Origin of the sequence: Bacillus sp. G1(2015b), from assembly GCF_001482475.1 — a bacterium.
Lineage (GTDB): Bacteria > Bacillota > Bacilli > Bacillales > Bacillaceae > Bacillus > Bacillus safensis.
This window is the reverse complement of sequence record NZ_LKIC01000028.1, coordinates 132,709-154,446: the sequence shown is the minus strand read 5'-3', so window position 1 is coordinate 154,446 and position 21,738 is coordinate 132,709. Positions and strand designations below refer to the sequence as shown.

The 21,738-nt window shown below is 40.5% G+C and carries 20 protein-coding genes; 12 read left to right on the top strand and 8 right to left on the bottom strand.

From position 1 onward, the window contains the following. Positions 1-15: 15 nt before the first annotated feature. The 3 genes from AMR95_RS18965 (at position 16) to AMR95_RS15415 (ending at position 2,131) form a co-directional block, all read left to right on the top strand. A complete protein-coding gene (locus AMR95_RS18965; RefSeq protein ID WP_228285953.1) occupies positions 16-342 on the top strand; it encodes a potassium:proton antiporter in 327 nt (108 codons plus the stop codon). Positions 343-406: 64 nt separating this feature from the next. Further along, positions 407-904 carry a cation:proton antiporter regulatory subunit gene (locus AMR95_RS15420; RefSeq protein WP_058838790.1) on the top strand — a complete coding sequence of 166 codons (498 nt, stop codon included), beginning with the start codon at positions 407-409 and terminating at the stop codon, positions 902-904. A 3-nt stretch (positions 905-907) separates the two neighbouring features. Then, the gene (locus AMR95_RS15415; RefSeq protein ID WP_039177552.1) at positions 908-2,131 is read left to right on the top strand and encodes a cation:proton antiporter; all 1,224 of its coding nucleotides are present in this window, start codon (positions 908-910) and stop codon (positions 2,129-2,131) included. A 38-nt stretch (positions 2,132-2,169) separates the two neighbouring features. Here AMR95_RS15415 and AMR95_RS15410 read toward each other — a convergent pair whose 3' ends face one another. The 5 genes from AMR95_RS15410 to AMR95_RS15390 all read right to left on the bottom strand — a co-directional run bounded on the left by AMR95_RS15410 (position 2,170) and on the right by AMR95_RS15390 (position 8,059). Continuing rightward, a complete protein-coding gene (locus AMR95_RS15410; protein WP_039177550.1) occupies positions 2,170-3,444 on the bottom strand; it encodes a lysine N(6)-hydroxylase/L-ornithine N(5)-oxygenase family protein in 1,275 nt (424 codons plus the stop codon). 75 nt (positions 3,445-3,519) lie between these two features. After that, on the bottom strand, positions 3,520-5,019 hold the full coding sequence (locus tag AMR95_RS15405; RefSeq protein ID WP_058838789.1) for a coproporphyrinogen III oxidase: 1,500 nt from the start codon (positions 5,017-5,019) through the stop codon (positions 3,520-3,522). Between the two features lie 113 nt (positions 5,020-5,132). Continuing rightward, the gene (locus AMR95_RS15400; protein ID WP_058838788.1) at positions 5,133-5,999 is read right to left on the bottom strand and encodes a Cof-type HAD-IIB family hydrolase; all 867 of its coding nucleotides are present in this window, start codon (positions 5,997-5,999) and stop codon (positions 5,133-5,135) included. 448 nt (positions 6,000-6,447) lie between these two features. Beyond that, on the bottom strand, positions 6,448-6,804 hold the full coding sequence (locus AMR95_RS15395; protein WP_024425750.1) for a YlbF family regulator: 357 nt from the start codon (positions 6,802-6,804) through the stop codon (positions 6,448-6,450). A 121-nt stretch (positions 6,805-6,925) separates the two neighbouring features. Beyond that, positions 6,926-8,059: a DUF445 domain-containing protein gene (locus AMR95_RS15390; RefSeq protein WP_058838787.1), complete on the bottom strand. Its 1,134-nt coding sequence runs from the start codon at positions 8,057-8,059 to the stop codon at positions 6,926-6,928. Positions 8,060-8,273: 214 nt separating this feature from the next. Here AMR95_RS15390 and AMR95_RS15385 point away from each other — a divergent pair, with 214 nt between their 5' ends. From AMR95_RS15385 to AMR95_RS15355, 7 genes are all read left to right on the top strand, one after another. Next, positions 8,274-9,386: a YheC/YheD family protein gene (locus AMR95_RS15385; protein WP_039177539.1), complete on the top strand. Its 1,113-nt coding sequence runs from the start codon at positions 8,274-8,276 to the stop codon at positions 9,384-9,386. Then, positions 9,343-10,701, top strand: coding sequence for a YheC/YheD family endospore coat-associated protein (locus AMR95_RS15380; protein ID WP_058838786.1), 1,359 nt, complete (start codon positions 9,343-9,345; stop codon positions 10,699-10,701). Before AMR95_RS15385 ends, AMR95_RS15380 begins: the two co-directional genes overlap by 44 nt. A gap of 152 nt (positions 10,702-10,853) precedes the next feature. Continuing rightward, a complete protein-coding gene (locus AMR95_RS15375; RefSeq protein ID WP_003211787.1) occupies positions 10,854-11,063 on the top strand; it encodes a YheE family protein in 210 nt (69 codons plus the stop codon). A gap of 20 nt (positions 11,064-11,083) precedes the next feature. Further along, positions 11,084-11,959 (top strand): helix-turn-helix domain-containing protein, encoded by an 876-nt coding sequence (locus AMR95_RS15370; RefSeq protein WP_039177533.1) that lies wholly within the window; start codon positions 11,084-11,086, stop codon positions 11,957-11,959. Between the two features lie 142 nt (positions 11,960-12,101). Beyond that, entirely contained in the window at positions 12,102-13,208 is a 1,107-nt protein-coding gene (locus AMR95_RS15365) for an ABC transporter ATP-binding protein (protein ID WP_039177530.1), read from the top strand. 239 nt (positions 13,209-13,447) lie between these two features. Beyond that, a complete protein-coding gene (locus AMR95_RS15360) occupies positions 13,448-13,651 on the top strand; it encodes an alpha/beta-type small acid-soluble spore protein (protein ID WP_039177528.1) in 204 nt (67 codons plus the stop codon). A 285-nt stretch (positions 13,652-13,936) separates the two neighbouring features. Then, on the top strand, positions 13,937-14,554 hold the full coding sequence (locus AMR95_RS15355) for an NAD(P)-dependent oxidoreductase (protein WP_039177527.1): 618 nt from the start codon (positions 13,937-13,939) through the stop codon (positions 14,552-14,554). Between the two features lie 107 nt (positions 14,555-14,661). Here the strand turns inward: AMR95_RS15355 and AMR95_RS15350 are convergent, their stop codons facing one another. Next, a complete protein-coding gene (locus tag AMR95_RS15350) occupies positions 14,662-16,677 on the bottom strand; it encodes an ABC transporter ATP-binding protein (RefSeq protein ID WP_058838785.1) in 2,016 nt (671 codons plus the stop codon). Continuing rightward, positions 16,674-18,431, bottom strand: a complete 1,758-nt coding sequence (locus tag AMR95_RS15345) for an ABC transporter ATP-binding protein (RefSeq protein ID WP_039177521.1) — start codon at positions 18,429-18,431, stop codon at positions 16,674-16,676. Before AMR95_RS15345 ends, AMR95_RS15350 begins: the two co-directional genes overlap by 4 nt. A 556-nt stretch (positions 18,432-18,987) precedes the next feature. On the opposite strand from AMR95_RS15345, the gene AMR95_RS15340 reads away from it, so the two are divergent. Continuing rightward, the gene (locus tag AMR95_RS15340; protein ID WP_039177520.1) at positions 18,988-19,494 is read left to right on the top strand and encodes a universal stress protein; all 507 of its coding nucleotides are present in this window, start codon (positions 18,988-18,990) and stop codon (positions 19,492-19,494) included. A gap of 45 nt (positions 19,495-19,539) precedes the next feature. Here AMR95_RS15340 and dat read toward each other — a convergent pair whose 3' ends face one another. Next, positions 19,540-20,397 carry a D-amino-acid transaminase gene (gene dat / locus AMR95_RS15335; protein WP_058838784.1) on the bottom strand — a complete coding sequence of 286 codons (858 nt, stop codon included), beginning with the start codon at positions 20,395-20,397 and terminating at the stop codon, positions 19,540-19,542. Between the two features lie 296 nt (positions 20,398-20,693). Between dat and AMR95_RS15330 the strand changes: the two genes are divergently transcribed. Next, on the top strand, positions 20,694-21,548 hold the full coding sequence (locus tag AMR95_RS15330) for a polysaccharide deacetylase family protein (RefSeq protein WP_058838783.1): 855 nt from the start codon (positions 20,694-20,696) through the stop codon (positions 21,546-21,548). Positions 21,549-21,738 lie beyond the last annotated feature (190 nt).

Sequence of the window (21,738 nt, the reverse complement as noted above, 5' to 3'; positions counted from 1 at the left end):
AAAGGAGGAGGATGATTGATCAGATGTTCCATCATGATATTGGTTAGCTTCATCGTCATGTTTTCTCCTTTTTCAAATGTCGTTTTTGCGTCACAAGCAGAAGCGAGCACACCTAGCCTGATTTCTCCATCCATCTATGATGAAGAAATCAATGCTGTGAAGACACCTTCATTTTCAAAAAAACATGCTTCATCTCTTTTGTTGAAGGACAGATTATCAATGGCGGATGCCAAAACTTTTCTGTCAAAGCTTGCCCCATCATCTGCATTATCCATTGATCTATGTTTTTTGGAAATGAAGTGTGCGATCCCCGTTATGTATCAATCTAATTACCTCTACTGATTCATTTTATTTCATCCGTATTTACTATACGAAAAACACAGCCTATCAAATTCGGAGGGATAAAATGAACATTAAAGAAAATGATCTTCCTGGGATCGGAAAGAAATTTGAAATTGAAACGAGAAATAGAGAAAAGATGACGATTGTGATTCATGATGATGGCAGACGGGAAATTTATCGTTTTGACGATGATGATCCAGATGAAGTGCTGTCTACCATTTCACTCGATGATGCTGAATCCCGGCAAATCGCTGCTATTATCGGCGGTATGGTGTATAAACCGCAGGCACTAGAAACCATTGAAATGGCCTTCAATGACTTGATCATTGAATGGTTTAAGGTGGAAAAAGGTGCAAAAGCGGTGGGACATACACTCGGTAATTTAGATGTGAGACAAAATTATGAAGTCACCGTGATTGCGATCATTAAACATACAAATGAAAAATTACTCAACCCTGGTGCCGATTCGATTATTCAAGCAAATGATACGATGGTCATTTCGGGCGAAAGAAAACACTTGAAGCGATTGATACGTGATTTTCTTTCTAGAGGGGGAGAGTGATGAATGGATCATTTAGTCTTTGAAGTTGGGACGGCGCTTATTCTTATCGCCATCGCCAGCTTAATCGCCAATAAAATTAAATTTTCTATCATCCCTTTTCTCATTGTCCTCGGAATGATTGTTGGGCCGCATGCTCCAACTATCGGGATCATTGATTTAAAATTTATCGAAAGCACCGAGATTATTTCGTTTTTTGGCAGAATGGGCGTCCTGTTCCTGCTTTTCTATCTTGGACTTGAGTTCTCTGTCGGAAAACTCATTAAATCTGGTAAATCCATTGCAGTCGGCGGATCTATTTATATTTTGATCAACTTCAGCTTAGGACTGCTCTACGGTTTTATCACAGGGTTTGGATTCCTTGAGGTTCTCATTATGGCAGGAGTGATTACCATTTCATCCAGCGCCATTGTGGCCAAAGTCCTTGTCGATTTGAAACGGACGGCAAATCCTGAAACAGAGTTAATTCTAGGGATTATTATGTTTGAGGATATTTTCCTTGCCGTTTATTTATCCGTCGTATCAGGTCTTGTCCTAGGAGATGCCACTACTGTTGGCGGTGCCTTATTATCTATTTTAATCGCTTTTGGTTATATGATGCTTTTCTTTATCATTGCGCGAAAGCTGCCAAAACTATTAAACAAGTTGTTTGATATCCGTTCGAACGAAGTGTTCATCATTGTGATATTTGCGGCTTTGTTCTTTGTCGCTGGTTTCTCAGAAACGATTCATGTAGCAGAGGCTATTGGGGCTCTCTTACTTGGTCTTGTTTTCTCAGAAACAGAGCACTCTGACCGCATCGAGCACCTCGTGGTTCCGTTTAGAGATTTCTTTGGAGCAATGTTCTTTTTCAGCTTTGGTCTCAGTATTGATCCATTTACATTGGGTGATGCCTTCTGGCTTGCGATCGGCGCTGTGATGCTTACCCTAATTGGAAACTTCACTGCCGGAATGTTTGCTGGACGGAGAGCTGGATTTTCTCATAAAGCCTCTTCTAATATTGGATTAACCATCGTATCGAGAGGAGAGTTTTCAATCATTGTTGCCGAGCTTGGCATTGCGGGCGGACTTGCCGCTACTTTGAAGCCCTTCGCTGCATTGTATGTCTTAATTCTTGCGATTTTAGGACCGCTCGTAACGAAAGAATCTAAGAAAATCTATCAAATCCTCAACAAAATCTTCAAATGGAAACCTGAAAAACCAAAAGTAAAAAAAGAAACGACGATCTAATAAAAATGGGGCCCTATGCTTGGGCCCTTTTTTATGTCTTATTCAAATTGCTGAAATGCAGTTTCTTGCTTGACTGGCGCTTCCTCGCCCCCGCGAATGGTTTGAATCACTTTCTGGTTGCGGTAAATCGATAGTTTTAAATTGGTCGCCGCTGTTCCATGAGAATGATCAAGATTCGTGAATGTAAAGAAATGATTTGAGCGCTTGTCTTTGAACACAAGCCTGAAGTCGTCTGTCACTTTAAAATGCGCATCACTTTCCCATTCAATCAAAGGTTCATATGCGTCAAACCATTCAGGGATATTCGGTGTGTACCCTGTAGCTAATACGGCATGATCTGCTGTTATGCTTTTTTCTTTCTTCAGCTGCCACTGTCTGAGGTGCAGCTCTAAGGGCTGCTGCTTTCCTATTTGAATCGCTTCAAGCTCGGTCATTGGCTGAATGATCACAGATGGCTCTTCACCTGAAACAGAGCGATGATACAATTCCTGATAAATGCGCGAAAGCGTCGATGCATCGATGCCATTTCTTAATCCTGTCAGCCTAGGCAATGTGTTCATACGTTCTTCATAAGGAAGCGAATGAAAATACTCGACATACTTTGGTGTAAAAAGCTCTTGGCCAAGCTCAGCCGTCTCCAGCTCTCTAAATTCACTAGAACGCGTAAACCACGAAAGCTGCTGGCCTTTCTTTTGATGCTGAAGCAGGTCTAAGAAAATTTCGGCTGCACTCTGCCCTGAACCGATCACCGCCACCGACTCAGCTTCGTGAAGTGATTTCTGCTGTTCTAAATAACGGCTGCTATGGGTCACATATGGGTATGCTGCTTCAGGCACATCGACCGGAATCATCGGTTTACTTCCTGTTCCAAGCACGACATGCTTTGCACGATACTCAGATAGTGAACCATCTTTCAATCGTCTGACTTTCACAAGGTAGCCTTCTTGGCAGTCCGTCACTTCTTCTACCTTCATCCCAAACTGACAGCTATCTAACTCTCCTGCAACCCATGATAAATACTCATTGAATTCTCTCCGCGGGATATCAAACTGTTCAAATGTATAGAAGCGGTGAAGTCTATTTGATTCATGTAAATAATTTAAAAAGGTATACCTGCTCCTTGGATTCGCCATTGTGACAAGGTCTGCTAAAAAGGAAACTTGTAAATCCGTTCCTTTGATCAGCATACCGGGATGCCAAGCAAACTCAGACTCCTGTTCAAAAAAACAGCATGAGACATCCTCATACTCCTCTAACAAAGCGGCCAATCCTAAATTGGCAGGCCCAACCCCAATTCCGATCACATCTATCATATGTACACCTGCTTTAACTTTTTATCACTTATATACCCTTTTACAAATGAAAAAAACACTGCGTCATCGCAGTGTTTAAACGTGAGAAACAAATAATGATTCAAGGAATTGAATTTTCTCTTCTGTATAGTGTTCATAGCGGTCATTATACGATTTTGGATCTTTTGGATTGGCATACTGCGTAATTTTCCCTGACCGTGGATCAATGAATTTACTTGCTGCACCGCACCCAATGCCAATGATTGTCTGTACTTCTTCCATGATGATGATATTATACAAGCTTTCCTGTCCATCTAATGAATACCCGACATTTTCGAGATTTCCCAAAATATTTTTTTGTCTATATAAATAATATGGGTAATAATGATGCGCTTTCGTCCAAGTGACGGCTTCATCCATCATACGTGTGATTTCTTCTCGGTCTGCTACTTGGTATTTCTCCTTATTGCGCGTCATTTCAGATGCTCTTTTAAAGGAAAGTGTATGCACAGTTAAAGATTCAGGCTTGAGTTCCTCAGTCTGCTGCAAGGAGTGCTGGAATTCTTTGAGCCCTTCTCCCGGCAATCCAATGATTAAGTCCATATTGATATTATTCATGCCGTACTGTCTTGATAAGTGATACTTTTCAATCGTTTCTTCCACACTATGATGCCGGCCAATAGCTTTTAGTGTTTCATTCTCATACGATTGCGGGTTAATGCTAATTCGGTCAATATTGTAGCGGTTTAGCACCTCTAGCTTATCAGGAGAAATCGTATCAGGACGCCCTGCTTCGACAGTTACTTCCCGTATATGCTTCACATCAGGGAAGGAGCGATACATTTCTTCATACAGCAAATCCATTTCTTCCGCTGTGATGCTCGTTGGCGTGCCTCCGCCAAAGTAAACGGTCGTCACTTTGATCCCATGTTCTTTTAGCCATTCGCCCATTTTTTGCATTTCAAAATGCAGACCAAACAAAAACGTTCCCACTCTACCAGCTTGTCCTTTAATGGCGTAAGCAGGGAACGTACAATAAGCACATTTTGTGGGGCAGAAAGGAATGCCGATATAAATACTCACTTCCTGCTGAAGGTCATACAGATCTGGGATGGCTTTAAGCTGACGGTCGACAATCTCCTGCATCAAATTGATTTTTTCATCATGAATCAAGTAATCACGCTTTAATGCCGCATGTGCATCTTCCTTTGACATGCCCTCTCTCAGCATCTTATGGAGCAATTTCGTAGGACGTATTCCTGTGAGAATCCCCCACTTTTGTGTCATTCCTGTGTGCTCCTGAAGCAAGTGTAAATAAACAGACAGCACTGTGTTTTTGATTTGCTTCCAGCGCTCCTTATCGTTCAAGTTCTTTGGGAGATCCCGTGAAAAACGACTGGTGATATCTGATCCATCGATATAGCCAGACGCTTTCACCATGCCATTTTCTTCCTTCCAACTAAATTCCATGACCAAACCATCATCAAATTCACTTGGTTCAAAAATCACTTCACTATCTTCTTCAAATAAATTGGCTATATTGACAAGCGGGCGATGAAATCGTTCATCTGACAGCCCTTTAATTAAAATTCGCATCATATCACCTTTATCTTCAAACTTGTTTCATTTTACAAAATTCATGTAGGAAAAGCAATGAAGGGAACAGACGAAGGCCCTGTCATTTCTTGATTGACAGGGCCTTCACTGTATTATCTTTTAATATCAAATTGATGTAAAAATCCTTCTCTTTGCTGCATTCTAAAGTATTCCTTGATCATGTAAGCCACACCCTGTTCATCGTGCGAGCGCGTCACCCAATCTGCTTTGCGCTTGACATCATTGGAAGCATTCCCCATAGCAACCCCTAAACCAGCCAATTCAAGCATTGGAATGTCATCTGTTCCATGTCCAATAACGACCGTATCTTCTAAAGTAAAACCGAGTGCAGAGGTTAAGAGAGAAAGTCCCGCTTCTTTCGAAACCCCTTTGCAGACAATATTCATTTTCTCATCACTGATCCTAATAAGATCAACAGATGGGAATGCTTGTTGAATGGTCCTGTGAATCTCAGGCTGAAGCTCCGCTGTCGAATATACTTCAATCACTGGTGTACTGACCGGTTCATCCATCAGCATATCACTTAACGATTCAACAAACTGAACGGGATAGAAAATTGGATCAGACGGATGAATGAGCGTCTTTCCCATCAGCTGAGACTGCGTTTTTTTCCGGTTGCCGATCGAGAATTTTTCATGCAGCAAGCGGACATTACAATCGAAGCTTTCAAGGATTTGCACAATATTAAATGTCTTTTCTTCCGTTAATTTTTTCACATGAAGCGGCTCATCGAGTTTATCCGCGATAAATGCACCACTATGCGTCACAAGGGTTGATGTTGGAATCTTCAACGCCTTGGCAATTTTTTGAGCGGAACGAAAATGCCGGTTGGTGACAATCGTCACGTAAACCCCTTTTTTCTTTACATATTCCACAGCTTCTTTTGTAGCGGAATGGATTTTACCATTGGAACGAAGTAACGTCCCATCTATATTGAGTGCAAGTAGTTTTTTTGACACTGAGGCATCCCCCTTCTTGATGACTGTACTTACGATGAGGATATGCCCTAGCTTGGTGCTTTAGAACATGCAGTTGAAAGAGCCACAGGTTATGAATGATTGATAAATAAAAAAAGCCTACCCCTAGGCTTTTTTTTATGTATGGTTTGGATGCGTTACAATGGAGTGATGAAGCTCCCCATGATCCCCTTATCTTTCACACACCAAAGCATTGCTTATATCAGATCCCCTTATGCTTTGCGTTTCTCCCAGAAGCGCTTCTCTCTCGTTTGGCTCACTGCCTTAAATCCCAAGTGAAACGCACCCAATTGTCCCTTGAGAGCGCCTTTTTGAAAGCACTTTCAATATAAGTATTATCGCAGAATTTATGTGCTTCGACAACCTTTTTTTAAAAGATATTGAGGAGAAAAGTTAAAACAAAAAAGGGCGAATGACATCGCCCTTTCCATTAGTTTTCTTCTGGATTCCCATAAAGCTCTTCAAGTGGCTTCATGATAATTTTATTTAATTCACCGATAAGAACACTCACACGTTGTTCTGCTTCCATCAACTGAGAGATTTTGTCGTGCTGCTGAACAAGCGCAACTGTTTTTTGAGCTTGCTCCACTTCTTCTTGTGTGATCTCTTGACCAGTCATTTGTTTTTGTTGAAGGTTTACTTGAATGTCACGGAAGTTCTCAAACATTCTTTTAGAGGACTCATCCGCGTTTACCTCATCATAAAGATTTCTTAAAGTTGAATATTCTTCGCTATGACGCAATGCTTTTTCAAGGTCATATGCAACATCGTAAAGATTTACAGACATGTTATGTCTCCTTTCTATCCGTTATCACCGATATGATCGGCGGACACCACTCCACTATAACAAACTATGGCTTTCGTTTCACATATATACAATGAATTCATTAAAATTTCTCTAGCTTGTCTTAAAATAGTGCCACAAAAACAGCCTGGATAGCACCAATCAGCCCGCCTAAAAGACCGCCTAGAAATGTAATCATTTTCAGCTCCTTATTGGAAATGCTGACTACTAGCTCTTCCATTTTTTCAAGCGGGAAAAGTTCAATTTGTTCACGAATGATATCTTCAAATTGCAGCTTAGCAAGCAGACCCTCTAAAGCATTTGAAGCCGCTCCGATCCCCTTATCAATCAACACTGGCGCAAAGTGTGTTTTAAGATCATCCGCGACAGCACTGACGTATATCCCAACAGGTTTGTCTAATATCAGCTTTGTAGAGAAATGAGAAAGCAATTGATTTTTCACACTAAAAATAAGTTCCTTCACATTCCATTTTTCATCAAGCTCATGAAGAGAAAATTGCTTCACCTTGTCCCATTCTTGAACAAGCAAATCTGATAAAAATCTTTTTGTTTCTGCGTTTCTTAAAAACTTGATGATTTCGGGATGTACACGATCAATTAAGCTTGAATTCCCTAGAAACATTTGGACCATACTGCCAAGCATTCCCCGTTCTTTTAAGAAATCATCAATCATATTGCCAAGCCTTGCTTTGCCTTCATCACTTTCAAAATAATGAATGCCTCTCTTTAAAATATAATCTGCTGCATCTGGAATTTTCGATGATATTTTGTTTTCCACTTCTACAGGGAGCAATTCAGATAAAGTTTGCTGGTTATATGTTTCAAGCAGTGATTTGAGCTTCTGATCAGACCACTGATGGAGCCATTTATCTGCTTTGACATCAGCCTCTGTCACGCCGAATCTTTCTAGCAGGGAGAATACGGTTATCTCCATATTTGCGCCTTTGTCAATATATCGATGGACTGTACGCAGGATCTCCTGCTTTGCCTCGGATGATTCAAATCGCTTTTGAATACCTTCTGGCGTGAGCAAATGCTCCATAACCATGACACCAACCTGCTTGGCTACTTCGTCTCTTCTTTTAGGGATAAGCCCTGGTGTAAATGGAAGCTGTTTTCCGAATAAGTAATATGGCTTATAAGGCCGAAAAAGCATTTTAATTGCAAGATGGTTTGTCGCTGCACCTATGACTGCGCCGATAACAATCATAAAGATAAACGTTGTGAATATATTCAAAGTCGTCATCTACCTTTCAAACAACACCCGATGTTTATTGTTTTGATCTATACGTATTATAGTTGTTGTCAAGTTCCCAAGCAAATGAAGTATGCAGCGAGACATATGATCAAGCGATCTGTCGTAATGATAAAGGAGCGCAAGCTTTAAGTAAAATCATAAAAAAACGTTTTTGTGATGGTAAAAAAAGAAGTTGAAAAGAAGGTGTTTTTTAATGACAACATTAGGTATTGTAACCCTTTCTCCGCAGTATGAAGAGGCATTTACACGTCAGCTCGCCAAAGCTGCCTCTTCTTATCATTTAAAGGTTGTTCGTTTTACACCACTTGATTTAAAGCCGGCTTCAAATTTGATACAAGGTCAAACATATATGAATGACCAAGGGTTTGCCGACGCACAGTTTCCGATTCCCGATTTGATTTACGATCGATGTCTTTACCGGCATGACGCACAATCTAAAAAAGCAAAACCCATCATGGAATGGCTAAAAAAGTATCCAAAAACAGATTTTTTGAATACCGGCATTTCAAATAAAATGGTGCTATTTGAACAGCTCCGCCTCCTCTCTGCTTTACAGCCATATTTACCTGGCTGCTCTTTATTAAAAGAGCCCTCAGATCTGATCAATATGGTAAGGGAGTGCGGGGCTGGCGGTTATTATAGAATGCAGCCTCTCTCCCAGCAGCATGCAGCATCTACTTACTTCATTTCCTTTGATGGCAAGTCAACATTCACCGTTCAGCTAAGTTCCAATCAAACCATTACATTTTCTCGGGCGTCAGAGATGGAGCGCTGGTGCAAAAAATATGCAGGCCGGTATTTCCTTCAATTTTTCAACACGAGTGATCAAAAAGAACCTTTATTTAATGAAATCAGGATTTTTCTTATGAAAGATTCACAAAATCAATGGAAACGCATGGGGATTCACACAAAATCACCTGCAGAAAATAGTCTTTTAAGTTATACACAAAAATCGGATCCTGTGATAGGCTTTGAACACTATCTACATACATTGCAGCCACACATCAAGGAGCTCCTTTTAGATGATATTGCATCCATTCAGGCATCAATTCCAGCTTATATAGATAAAACGTACTCTCCTTGCTTTGAATTCGCAGTAGACTTACTTCATACAAGTGAAGGCAGGCTGTTCATATCAAATGTCAGATCAAAGCCAGGACGGTCCGCTTTTTTAAAAGTTTACCCTGAAAAGGAACATCAATTGATTCGTACCATTCTTGAACATGCGCAATCGATGATGTCTCAACCGAAGGAGGTTTCTTATGAACAAAAATCGCTGCATCATCGCCCCACACCTCACAAGTGAAAAAACAATTCATCTTCCAGACCATTATAAACAGAAAGAGGCCATCTATTCTCTTGCTCTAGGGTCTCGTTTAGTTGATGGCTTCAACATTTCCTATCATCAGCATCCAAAGAAAATATTATTATCTGAAGATCTATACAGAGATTTACTGATTCCTTACCAATCAAAAGCTGATGTGATCATCATTGACCATACACTTTTTATAGGGCCGTTGATGGGCATTTTCACTGCAGGTTTTGAGCAAAGCACGCAGCCATTAGGAACAAGATCACAATTCTTTATCAAACTGCTGAATTCTTTCAGACAGCATGCTGGTTTTGCCTATCTTTTTGGGTCACATTCTATTGATTGGGAAAAAGGAATTGTAGAAGGATTGTTGTACCAGCAAGGTTCATGGGTTAAAAAACAGCTTCCCCTGCCGTCAGTCATTTATGACCGTCTTCCAAATAGAAAAGCTGCTCAGTCAGCACTCATTCAAGAAACGAAGCGAAAACTCACCCAAGACTATAATATCCCTTGGTTCAACCCTTACTTTTTTAATAAATGGGAGATTCATGAACAGCTATTAACAGATGAAAAAACATGGTCCTTTCTCCCACATTCTGTACAATTAGATCCCATGGACGCTCTAAGTAAAATTGAAACACTTCTCCACCTGCATCAAGTTATATACTTAAAACCGACGAATGGAAGTCATGGAGACGGTATTTATCGGTTAAAAAAGGAAAATCACGGAATCACTGTATGCTCAAATTTTGGAAGGGCTATTCCATATGATTCAATAGATCAGTTTGTTCAAAGGCTGCGAAAAGATCATGCAATTCATGATTTTATTGCACAACAAGGCATTGAGCTTCTTCAAATAGACAATCAGCAGATGGATTTCAGAGTTCATACGAATAAAAATAAAGACGGTGATTGGACAGTCACAGCAGCAGCAGCAAAAATTTCTGGAGATCACACCATCACAACTCACCAGTTACACGGCGGAACGGTGAAAACACTTTATGCTGTCTTTCCAGAAGAAAAGAAACGTTTGCAGATTTTACATCAGCTTTCTCATACTGCCATCACGCTTAGCCAAGTAATAGATAAAAAAATGACCGGGCATATTGGTGAAATCGGTTTTGACTTAGGCATTGATCAAACAGGCGCCATTTGGATGTTTGAGGCCAATTCTCGCCCTGGCCGAGAGATTTTCCAGCATGTCTCTTTGAAAAAATCAGAATGGCTGATCGGGAAAAGAATCATGGATTTCGCATCTTACCTTTCAGAAACGGCACTCACCACTTCAGATCACGCGAACGTCTACTGACTACATTTTTGCCACATGTCGTGCTCTTAAATTTATGCTTTTTCTATGCTCTTTTCATGAGATGAGATACAATAAAATCAAGTTCAAGGTTGTTTCCGTGTTGTCGTGTTTGTTTATTGTTTCATCAATAAAAGCAAGGAGGCAATGATGATATGATTTCTCATTTTCAATGGAAACCTCTTTTTAAAAAAGCACAATTGCCAGGCTGGAAAATATCCTTTTTCCACAATGGTGCGCATTATGAAGGCATCTACCACAAAACAGGTGACATTGAATGGGGCTCTCAGCTTCCGCCCCATGAAGTTGAACCAACCTTAAAAGAAGAAATCCACGAATTAATGCTATTCCATGTCTATGATTAAACTGTTTAAGGAGCCCCGCCATGTTAGAAAAATTAAAACTTGTTTACGGAGACCATATCATCAGTACACCTACTCATGACAAACAAATTCTTTGGTATCAAACAGACGAAGGCGAAATATTTGGAGTAGACAAATCGGAGATTACAGCAAGAGAAACACTACTTCTCAACTCTTTTCTTACACCGATTGATCTATTTCAAAAAGCGCATACCGAGGGTGAACAAAGATGGTTCAGCTATCTTTTTGAAAACAAACCACTAACTGTCCAACATCCCGTCCGTGTTTATTATTTTCAAATGATCCATCAAGAGGAACAAAGACAGCAAATAAAAGAGGCTGTGAATAACAGCCTCGAACATACTCATTTCATATGGACAGGCCCTGAAACAGCTATGCTGATTCAACCAAATGCTACATCAGAAAATAGTCAATTAGATCAATTAAATGATTTGTCTCTGGCCATTACAAGTGATTTTTTAACAGACTCAGTCTTTATACAAGGGCAGCTGCATTTGCCAAATGACCATTTACAGATGAGATTATTAAATGAACAACAGCTCTTTGTATGCCACATGCAGCGAGAAAAGCTTAGATCAGGGGTTGCCACATTTTATCAATGCCTACCATCGTTCATTTGTTATGATGCATCTGTCCTCTCTCATGCTATATCAGATGCTTTTAAAGAAGCGATTGTTGACCGAGATGTTTACCGCACTCTCATGACCTATATGCAATGTAATTTAAACGCATCCAAAGCAGCAAAAGCATTATATGTTCACAGAAACAGTCTTCAATATCGAATTGATAAATTTATTGAGCGCACTGGGCTAGATATACGACATTTTTCAGAAGCATCGGCTGCTTATTTAATGATGACTCTACTCGATCTTTCATAAAAAACGAAGGTATGAGCATCCTGCCCAAAAATGAAAATAGGATGTTGTGCACGTTGTCCATTTACAGACTCTTCCCCATTTTATACACTTTATTCAACAATAAAGCGCTTTCAAAAAGAGAAACTGGGGAGGCTGACATCAAATGGCTGAAATAATGCTGAATCAAATTTATAAAGTGTACGATAACAAGGTAACAGCAGTAGACAACTTTAATCTACATATAGAAGATAAAGAATTTATTGTGTTTGTTGGTCCATCAGGCTGCGGAAAATCAACAACCCTTCGCATGATTGCAGGTCTAGAAGAAATTTCACAAGGAGACTTTCTGTTAGATGGAAAACGGATGAATGATGTAGCACCGAAAGACCGGGATATCGCAATGGTTTTCCAAAACTATGCATTATACCCTCATATGAATGTGTACGATAATATGGCTTTTGGGTTAAAACTTCGGAAGTTTCCGAAAGCAGAGATTGATGAGCGGGTTCGAAATGCCGCTAAAATATTGGGGCTTGAGCAATATTTAGACAGAAAACCAAAAGCACTGTCTGGCGGTCAAAGACAACGTGTTGCCCTTGGCAGAGCGATTGTACGTGATGCAAAGGTTTTCCTTTTGGATGAGCCGCTTTCTAATTTAGATGCAAAACTCCGTGTTCAGATGCGTGCTGAAATTTCTAAACTTCATCAGCGTCTGCAAACGACATTTATCTATGTGACACATGATCAGACTGAAGCCATGACAATGGCAACCCGCCTTGTTGTGATGAAAGATGGTTTTATTCAGCAGGTCGGAGCACCGAAAGATGTATATGAAAACCCAGAGAATGTGTTTGTAGGTGGATTTATCGGCTCACCTGCAATGAACTTTTTTACAGGAAAGCTCTCTGACGGCGCCATCGCGGTTGGAAAAACTCACATTCGTGTACCAGAGGGAAAAATGAAAGTATTACGCAGCCAAGGCTATATTGGAAAGGATATCATACTAGGCATCAGACCAGAAGATTTTCACGATGAACCAGTATTTATAGAGGCGTCTGAAGGCACAAAAATTAATGCTAACGTAGAGGTAGCTGAATTAATGGGAGCAGAAACGATGCTTTACTCTTCTATCGATGATCAATCGTTTATTGCACGTGTTGATTCTCGTACCGATGTACAGGCGGGACAGTCTATCCCTCTTGCGATTAATATGAACAAAGCCCATTTCTTTGATTCAGATACAGAATTGCGCATACGCTCAGCTGAATAAAAAGATATATAAGCAGCTCCATCACTCATTATTGGGTGATGGTTTTTTGTATGTTGACACAACAACATTTACCATGTTCTTTTCTCGTATGTTTTTTTCGGAAATAACCATAATACTTAGTACAAAGCAGTTACTGCATTGGGTTTCGCCAAGTGGCAAATGACTTGATCATTTCGCTGGTGCGATTCCAGCAAACCCAACCAAAAAAATAAATCATATACAAAAAGGAGAATCACATCATGGCAAATTCTAATAGTTCAAACCAATTACTAGTTCCTGGAGCAGAGCAAGCAATCGATCAAATGAAATACGAAATTGCTTCTGAATTTGGTGTAAACCTTGGAGCAGAAACTACAGCTCGTGCTAACGGTTCAGTTGGTGGAGAAATCACAAAACGTCTTGTGTCTTACGCTCAACAAAACCTTGGCGGAACAAAAGCTTAATTTCATACCTGGATCATAGAAGGCACCTCTTATGGTGTCTTCTTTTTTTGTTTTTATCCCTCACCAAACTCCTTTCAGCTCATATCATGTAGTAGAAAGGAGCGGATCTTCATGGACATTATTTCTGGTATGAACTTTGAACTTTTACAATTTGTAGGGATCTCTCTATTATGTGAATATGGTCATAGTATTCGGTCCTTTCACCTTTATAAAAAAAGCATCACATAAAAGTTGTACCATTTTGGGTTCTTTTCACTTATAGTATGTAGTGGAGGGATCGAACAGATGAAAATAGCTCTTTTCGGTGCTCATGGACGTGTAGGACAAGCATTTCTTCGTTTCGTTCAAGTAGATGATCGTTACATGGTTCGTTCATTGATTCGGACAAACCGAGAAGAAATGCTTGCGGGTATGTTTCAAGTCACCGGCAATTCAAGAAATCGAGAAGATGTGCTTGAGACAATGAAAGGAGCAGATATTGTTGTGAGCTGTCTATCAACAGATGGTGATGATACATTATCTGTTTCAATGGAGCATATCGTACAAGCCATGAAGCAAACAAATACATCTAGAATTATTACAATTGGTACAGCAGGTATTTTAAAAGCAAGGCAGCAGCCGGAGCTCTACCGTTTTGAAACAAATGAATCAAAGCGGACTACTTCCCGAGCAGCTAAAGAGCATGCGAAAGCGTTTGAAATCCTTCAATCGACTGATCTAGATTGGACCATTATTTGTCCAACCTATTTACCAGATGGAGAAGTGACACGGTCATATCGCTATGAGAAAGATTTTCTCCCTATAGATGGAAAGAAAATTTCAGTTGAAGATACCGCACACTTTTTATATCAGCAGTTAAATTCGAAGGAATTTGTGCATCAACGCGTCGGCATCGCTTATTGATGTTGCAGCCTGTCCAAACGATATAACCTGTGTAAAAGTCGTCGACTTTTTCATGCAAAGGAAAAGAGCCTCATTCAATTTGAAGAGGCTCTTTTTTCTACTATTCATCAACTGTTTGCAACAGCGCCTTTTTGCAGTTCATACATTTGCGCATACAGCCCTTCTTGCTGCATGAGTTGTTCATGACTGCCACGCTCGACGATTTCACCTTTTTCTAACACCAAGATCATATCGGCTTTCTTAATCGTGGATAATCGGTGAGCAATCACAAAAGTCGTTCGTCCTTCTTTGACTACATCAAGCGCCCGCTGAATGATCGCTTCTGTTTCTGTATCAATGTTGGCGGTGGCTTCATCTAAAATTAAAATCGCTGGATCGTACGCCAATGCGCGCGCAAATGAAATCAACTGACGTTCCCCTGAGGAAAGGGTGCTTCCCTTTTCAACGACTGGTTCATCAAAGCCTTGCGGCAGGTGCTTCAATAACTCTGCTGCGCCTACTTGCTTTAATGAGGATTCAATGGTTTCTCTTTTGATGTCTTCATTTCCTAAGCTGACATTGGAGGCAATCGTTCCCGAAAATAAATACGGGTCTTGCAGCACAATGCCCATTTGTTTACGCAGCGTTTGACGCGACTGATCATATATGCTTTCGCCATCTATGAGAATGTCTCCTTGCTGAATGTCATAAAAACGCAGCAGCAAGTTCATGATCGAGCTTTTCCCAGAACCAGTATGCCCCACAAGTGCAACCGTTTGACCTTTCTTTGCTTCAAACGTAATGTTCTTTAAGACATTTTTCCCTTCATTATAAGCAAAGGTGACATCTTTGAACTGAACGTGTCCCTCCAGCTTCTTCTGAACAGGTTCTTCTACTTCTGTTCCTGGTTCATCTAATAATCGGAAAACCCTTTCCGATGAAACCCTTGCTAATTCCAACCTGGAGAATTGATTCACAATGCCTGTGATCGGCTGGAACAATCGATTTAAATAATCGACAAACGCATAGAGCACTCCAATGGACACAATGCCTGTCGCACTTAACGATGCACCGCCAAAATACCAAATAAGCGCCACATATGCTAAATTTCGCAGCAGGTTAACCAAGTTATGTGAAAGAAGTGAATTTAAATGGAGCATCTTTCGCTGATACCGAAAGTGATTGTTGTTCAGCTCATCAAATTCCTCTTTCGTCGCTTTCTCATGACGAAACGCTTGAATAATGGTCATCCCCTGAATGGCTTCATTTAACTTGGCATTGATTTCACTGATGATCGAACGAATTCGGTGATTGTACACGGATGCAAACTTTCTGTAAGTCATCGACCATAGGAAAATAATCGGTACTGCTACCAAACAAATAAGTGCCAGCTTCACATTTAATAAAAACATGGCAATGTAAATCCCAATCATGTAAATGGCACTCGTCACAAAATTAGCAAGGACTGTGACATATAGGTCACGAATGGTTTCCGTGTCATTGGTGATTCTCGCGACAACCTTTCCAGCCGGTAAATTATCAAAATATCGGATCGGCAGCGTTTGGATGTGCTCAAAGACGTCTACCCTCATTTTTTGAATAATTCGATTTGCAATCCTCTGGAGCAAGTAATGCTGCCCATACTGAAAGAAAATCGCAACGATGAGCAGCCCTAGATAAAATAGAACAAGCTGCACCAAACCACTGATTTCTGGCTGATAAAAAGCAAAAATCTCTTCTTTTGATAAGCGCTGTACCTCATAAGTCTCACGCTCGTTCCCATTATCAATGGTGAGCTGATCTCCCGATATCTTTCTGTTTCCATCAAAACGAATCGGCTCATTCACAAAATAGTAACCGAACCCGACTTGCACCACATTGATTTGCTTTCCAGATTCCATTCCATTGTTTAATCGATCGCTTCGTATATAGTTATTTCCCTGGTAATAAACGGTTTTGTCTGTCTTTTCATTGACCTCGACATACGGTTTTTCTACACCTAAAATATGATCATCAATCATTTTCTTCCCAATAAACGGTCCTGTCAGCTCAGCACCAACTGCAATCATTAGAAAGATTAAGGCAACAGACAGTACTTTCTTATATAGGAGTGCGTAGGCAAGGAGTCTTCTTCCTGTTGTCATGCCTCATCCCCTCCTTCCAGCTGATTTGTCAGCTGCTGACGCAAAAATTGTTCTTTATACCACCCATCCTGCTGGATGAGCTCGTTGTGAGTGCCCTTTTGGACAATGCGTCCTTCTTCCATGACAAGAATGAGATCCGCATGTTCAACAGCTGATAGGCGATGAGTCGTAATAAACGTCGTTTTGCCATGACGGTTTTGTCTTAGATTTTCTAGGATAGCGGTTTCTGTTTTTGCATCTACCGCAGACAATGAGTCATCCAGAATTAAAATGTCTGGATCAATTAATAAAGCACGTGCAATGGATATTCGCTGTTTTTGTCCGCCTGACAGCGCAACACCTTTTTCCCCAACCATGGTCTCCAGACCCTCCGGCAAAAGGCGTAGATCCTTTTCAAAGTAAGCATCTTTGATTGCTTGTGCTAACTCATCTTGTTTCGCGTCCCGATGACCAAAGCGCATATTCTGTTCGACACTTTTTGAGAAAAGAATATGATCCTGAGGTACGTATCCGATCCATTGAAATAACTGATCTAATTCAATGTCTTGGATTGGAACACCTGATAGCAATATTTGCCCATCACCTGCCGGGTACTGGCGCAGAAGCTGTTTGACAATGGTCGTTTTGCCGCTTCCCGTTTTGCCTGTAATCCCAATCGTCTGCCCTTTTCGAACGGTAAAGGACACATCAATGAGATTATCTTTAGGTGAAGTTGGATACCTGAATGTCACGTGATCAAACTCAATATCTCCAGGCTCTTGTAACGTTTTCGGCTGAGCAGCGTTTGTTACGTCCGGCTTGTAGCTGAGTGTATGATTCAACCGGTCTAACGACGCATTTCCTCTTTGCATAATATTAATCAATTCGCCGATCGCAAACATTGGCCAGATCATCATGCCAAGATAGACGTTAAATGCAACAAGCTCCCCAATGGTTAAATCACTTTGGAATACGAGATAGGCTCCGTAGCCGATTCCGATTAAGTAGCTGATCCCCACAAGTAATTTCACTGTCGGTTCAAACAAGGAATCAATGATCGCCACTCGCATGTTTTTTTGGAATACATCATCTGTCATTTCGCGAAAGCGTTCGACATCTTGTTTCTCCTGTACAAAAGACCGAATGACTCGAACGCCTGCCACTGATTCAAGAACACGATCGTTCATATCACCAAATGCATCCTGAGCGACAGTAAAGCGCTCATGGATTTTGCTGCCATAAAACGCAATCAAGAGCGCCATCAGCGGCATAGGGATAATCGCCATTAAGGTTAATTTCCAGCTAATTGTCAGACCCATCGTAAAGAAAATCATCAGCATATAAGCAGTCGAATCAACCAAGGTCAGAACGCCAAAACCTGTCGTTAAGGCCACAGCATTCAAATCGTTTGTTCCTAATGCCATTAAGTTACCGGTTTTTTTCTTTTCATAAAAGGTCGGTGTCATCTTCAGCAAGTGGCGCATCAGTTTCCCGCGCATCACACGCTCCATGACATTTGCGCCGCCAAATAACTGATACATCCAAAAATATGTAAGTGTATAGACGACGACACCTAGTAAGCAAAAAATGGTCACATAAAACAAAATACTTGATGTTGTAAATTGACCAGAACGAATGTCATCCACTGCCTGGCCAAGGTATCTTGGCGGCAGCATTTCAAGCACATTCACAATGAGCAGAAGCGTAATAGCGATTGTATAACGCCTCCACTCTTGTTTAAAGAACCAGCCTAATTTCGCAAATACTGAAAACATGTTTGTCTCTCCTTTTCAAGCTAGCCGCTTTCTAAATTTTCCTGCAAGTCACCTTGTTTCGTTTTTTGAGTTTTTGTCATTTGCCTTGATTTTGGCATGTTCACATGCTTTCACTCCTCTTCATTTACTTGTTGTTTTCCATTCCTTTATTTCGGAATGCGAAATGAATACAACAAAAAAAGAGGCCACCAGCTAGCTGGTACGCCTCTTTTCGTCATGTAAAAAGGCGCATGTTGACAAATACGCAACATACGCCTTGATTCATCCGATCAATTGGAACATACGAGTTCCTTTTCAATGACCAATGAAGGTGTAATTGTCACGTGAATCAACCCATTCATGCAGTTTGATTTCATTCTTCCAATGTTGCACATGACATTTCCTCCTTTTGGCTCTTGAATCTTTTTTTATATTATAGTGGCTGTCACCATTTTGTCAATAAATATTTTTCAATAAATGAAATTTTCTAACAAAAATCAATCTCTCTTATGTGTATCTTTTTCTATTAACGGGTATACCATGAGTGTAAAGACTCCTTTTGAAAGGAATGAGGACATTGTTTCAAGCTGATCGGATGGTCGTTGCGTTTGATGGACATGAAGACAGTAAGAAAGCATTAAAAAAGGCAATCGCTTTAGCCAAAACCTTGCATGCCAAGCTGACCGTTGCCTATGCCCATGATGGCAAAACAGGCAGACAGGTGTTTGATGCACCGCGCCCAATGACTGGCGGAGCTTATATCGGCGGCGGCATGGCAGATCTTCAAACACCCCCTGTGTATGTGCCTCATGATGAACAGCAAAGTCCCTTGATTTTTGAAGACCATACAGAAGAGGTCGTCGCAGAAGCACGAATGCTTTTAAATGAGGAGCAGTTTGAGGCTGCCATTGAAATCGTGGAGGGAGAACCAGCAGAAGCGATTATCGAATATGCTGAGGAAATATCAGCAGACCTCATCGTCATGGGAGCACGTGACCAAAGCAGATTGAAAAAAATGCTATTTGGCAGTGTGAGTGAAAAGTTATCAGCAAAATCAGATATACCTGTGCTTATTGTGAAATAAATACATCACAAAAGGCTGTAAACGAATGTTTACAGCCTTTTTTATTTATGAAGAGATCGATGCTTCACTTTCATGTTTAATTTTTTGCTGGAAGCCTTCCTGTACGCGCTTTGTCAGCTCGCCTGGAACGCCTTTCCCTACTGGTTCGCCATCTATTTCAACAATCGGAATGACTTCAGCCGTCGTCGAGCTGATGAAGATTTCCTGAGCGCGCAGCAGTTCTTCTTTGCTTATTCGATTTTCTTCAACAGTACATCCTTCTGCCTCACATACCTCCAGCAGCTTTCTACGGGTAATGCCGTTTAAAATGAGATTGTTTGCAGGGTGAGTGCGAATCACGCCATCAATCACGGCATATACATTCGAGGAGGTTCCCTCGGTCACAAAACCGTCTCTTATCAGGATTGCTTCAAACGCACCAGCTTCAGATGCTTTCTGCTTTTCCATGATGTTATATAAAAGGTTTAAGCTTTTGATATCACATCTTAACCAGCGAAGATCCTCAGATAATATGGCCTTTGCACCAGCTGTCTGCTCTTGAACAGGCTTTTTCACCTGGAACGTATATGCCGTGATTTGAGGAGTGAGAGAATCGCTATATTGATGTTTACGAGGTGCGACACCCCGCGTGACTTGAATGTACACACCGCCATCTGTTAATTGATTGTGAGCGACGAGCTGTTGTAACTTTTCTTCCATATCAGATACTGTACCTTGCAGATGAATACCAATTTCCTTTGCACTTTTGAACAGACGCTCTGTATGCTCCTTTAACGTAAACAAAGTACCATTGTATACTCGGATGACCTCATAGACTCCGTCACCAAATTGATAGCCTCTGTCCTCAATATCAACATGTGCATCCTTTTTTTCAATGAAATCTCCATTGTACAATACTTTCATATGGAATCTCCCCTTCGCTTTGCATTAATGGTTGAATCTGATGCTATCTTAGCGGATAAATGGGTTCGTTTCAATGATTATTCAGAATTATTTCACATCATATGAATTGGATAACCTTTCATTGTAACAAATATAGATTGATAACCAAAAAGATTCCAATTTTTTAGCATCTTCTATATTCATAGGCTCTTTTTTCCTGTATACTGACACCATATAAACATGACAAAAAACAGCGAAAAAAGACAGAATTCACTACATGATTCGACACAAATTTTTGATTTATTGGAGCGATTGTAATGCAACGGGTTAAAAAAAAACAGACACCTTCAAACACAATGCTGCTCTCAAAGGCGATTGGTTTTGTCATTCTGACACTGATCCTCTTTTTTATTTGGGATATGTCCAAAACCAATATGCAGGCAGCAGATCAGCCGGCGAAATTGTCTGCGAGCAGTCAATTTAGGGACACAAGCACTAGTATGAAAGCAAAAGATGCTTCTAGGAAAACATTAGATGCACATTTTAAGATCGATTCTAATAAACATGTAACGGATCAAACAATCTTTTTAACCTTTGATGATGGTCCATCAGCGACTTCAAATCAGCTGTTAGATGTGCTAAAAGCGCAAAAAGTGAAGGCTACATTCTTTATGCTCGGGCCGCAGATTAAAGAACACCCGGCAGCTGTGAAAAGACTTCATCAAGAAGGTCATCAATTAGGGCTTCATGGTATCACCCATGATGTGAAACGCTTTTATCAAAAAAATGATTCTCCTGTTAACGAGATGAAAGAAGATCAGCGCATTTTGGCTTCTGTCACAGGTGAGTATACCCATCTTGTAAGAACACCTTATGGCAGCGCCCCAAATTTAACTGATCAGCAAAAAGCACGTTTAAAACAACAAGGCTTTGTCTACTGGGATTGGACCATTGACAGTCTTGACTGGAAATATAAAAGCTCAAAATATGTACCAGAGGTATTAAATCAGCTGCAAGTGCTGGAGACAAAATATCCAAAAGAACCAAAAATCATCTTAATGCACGATCAGCCAGCGACGGCAAAATACTTAAACAGCTTAATCACGCAGCTAAAGGCAAAGGGCTATACATTTGAAGTCCTTGATGAAACAATGAAGCCGCTGCAGCAATAAGTGGTTTTCCCATGATTAATGTGACCAATAAAACCAATGTTAACAGTTGGTTTAGTAAGTCTAGTTACTTTTCTGTCACTGTGTTAACCTACTAAATTGAATTGATGAAACAAGAAGATCAAAAGAAAAGCCTCCTATTTTCAAAGGTGGCTTTTTTGCTGCATGAATTATCACACAGGTTGATGCAATA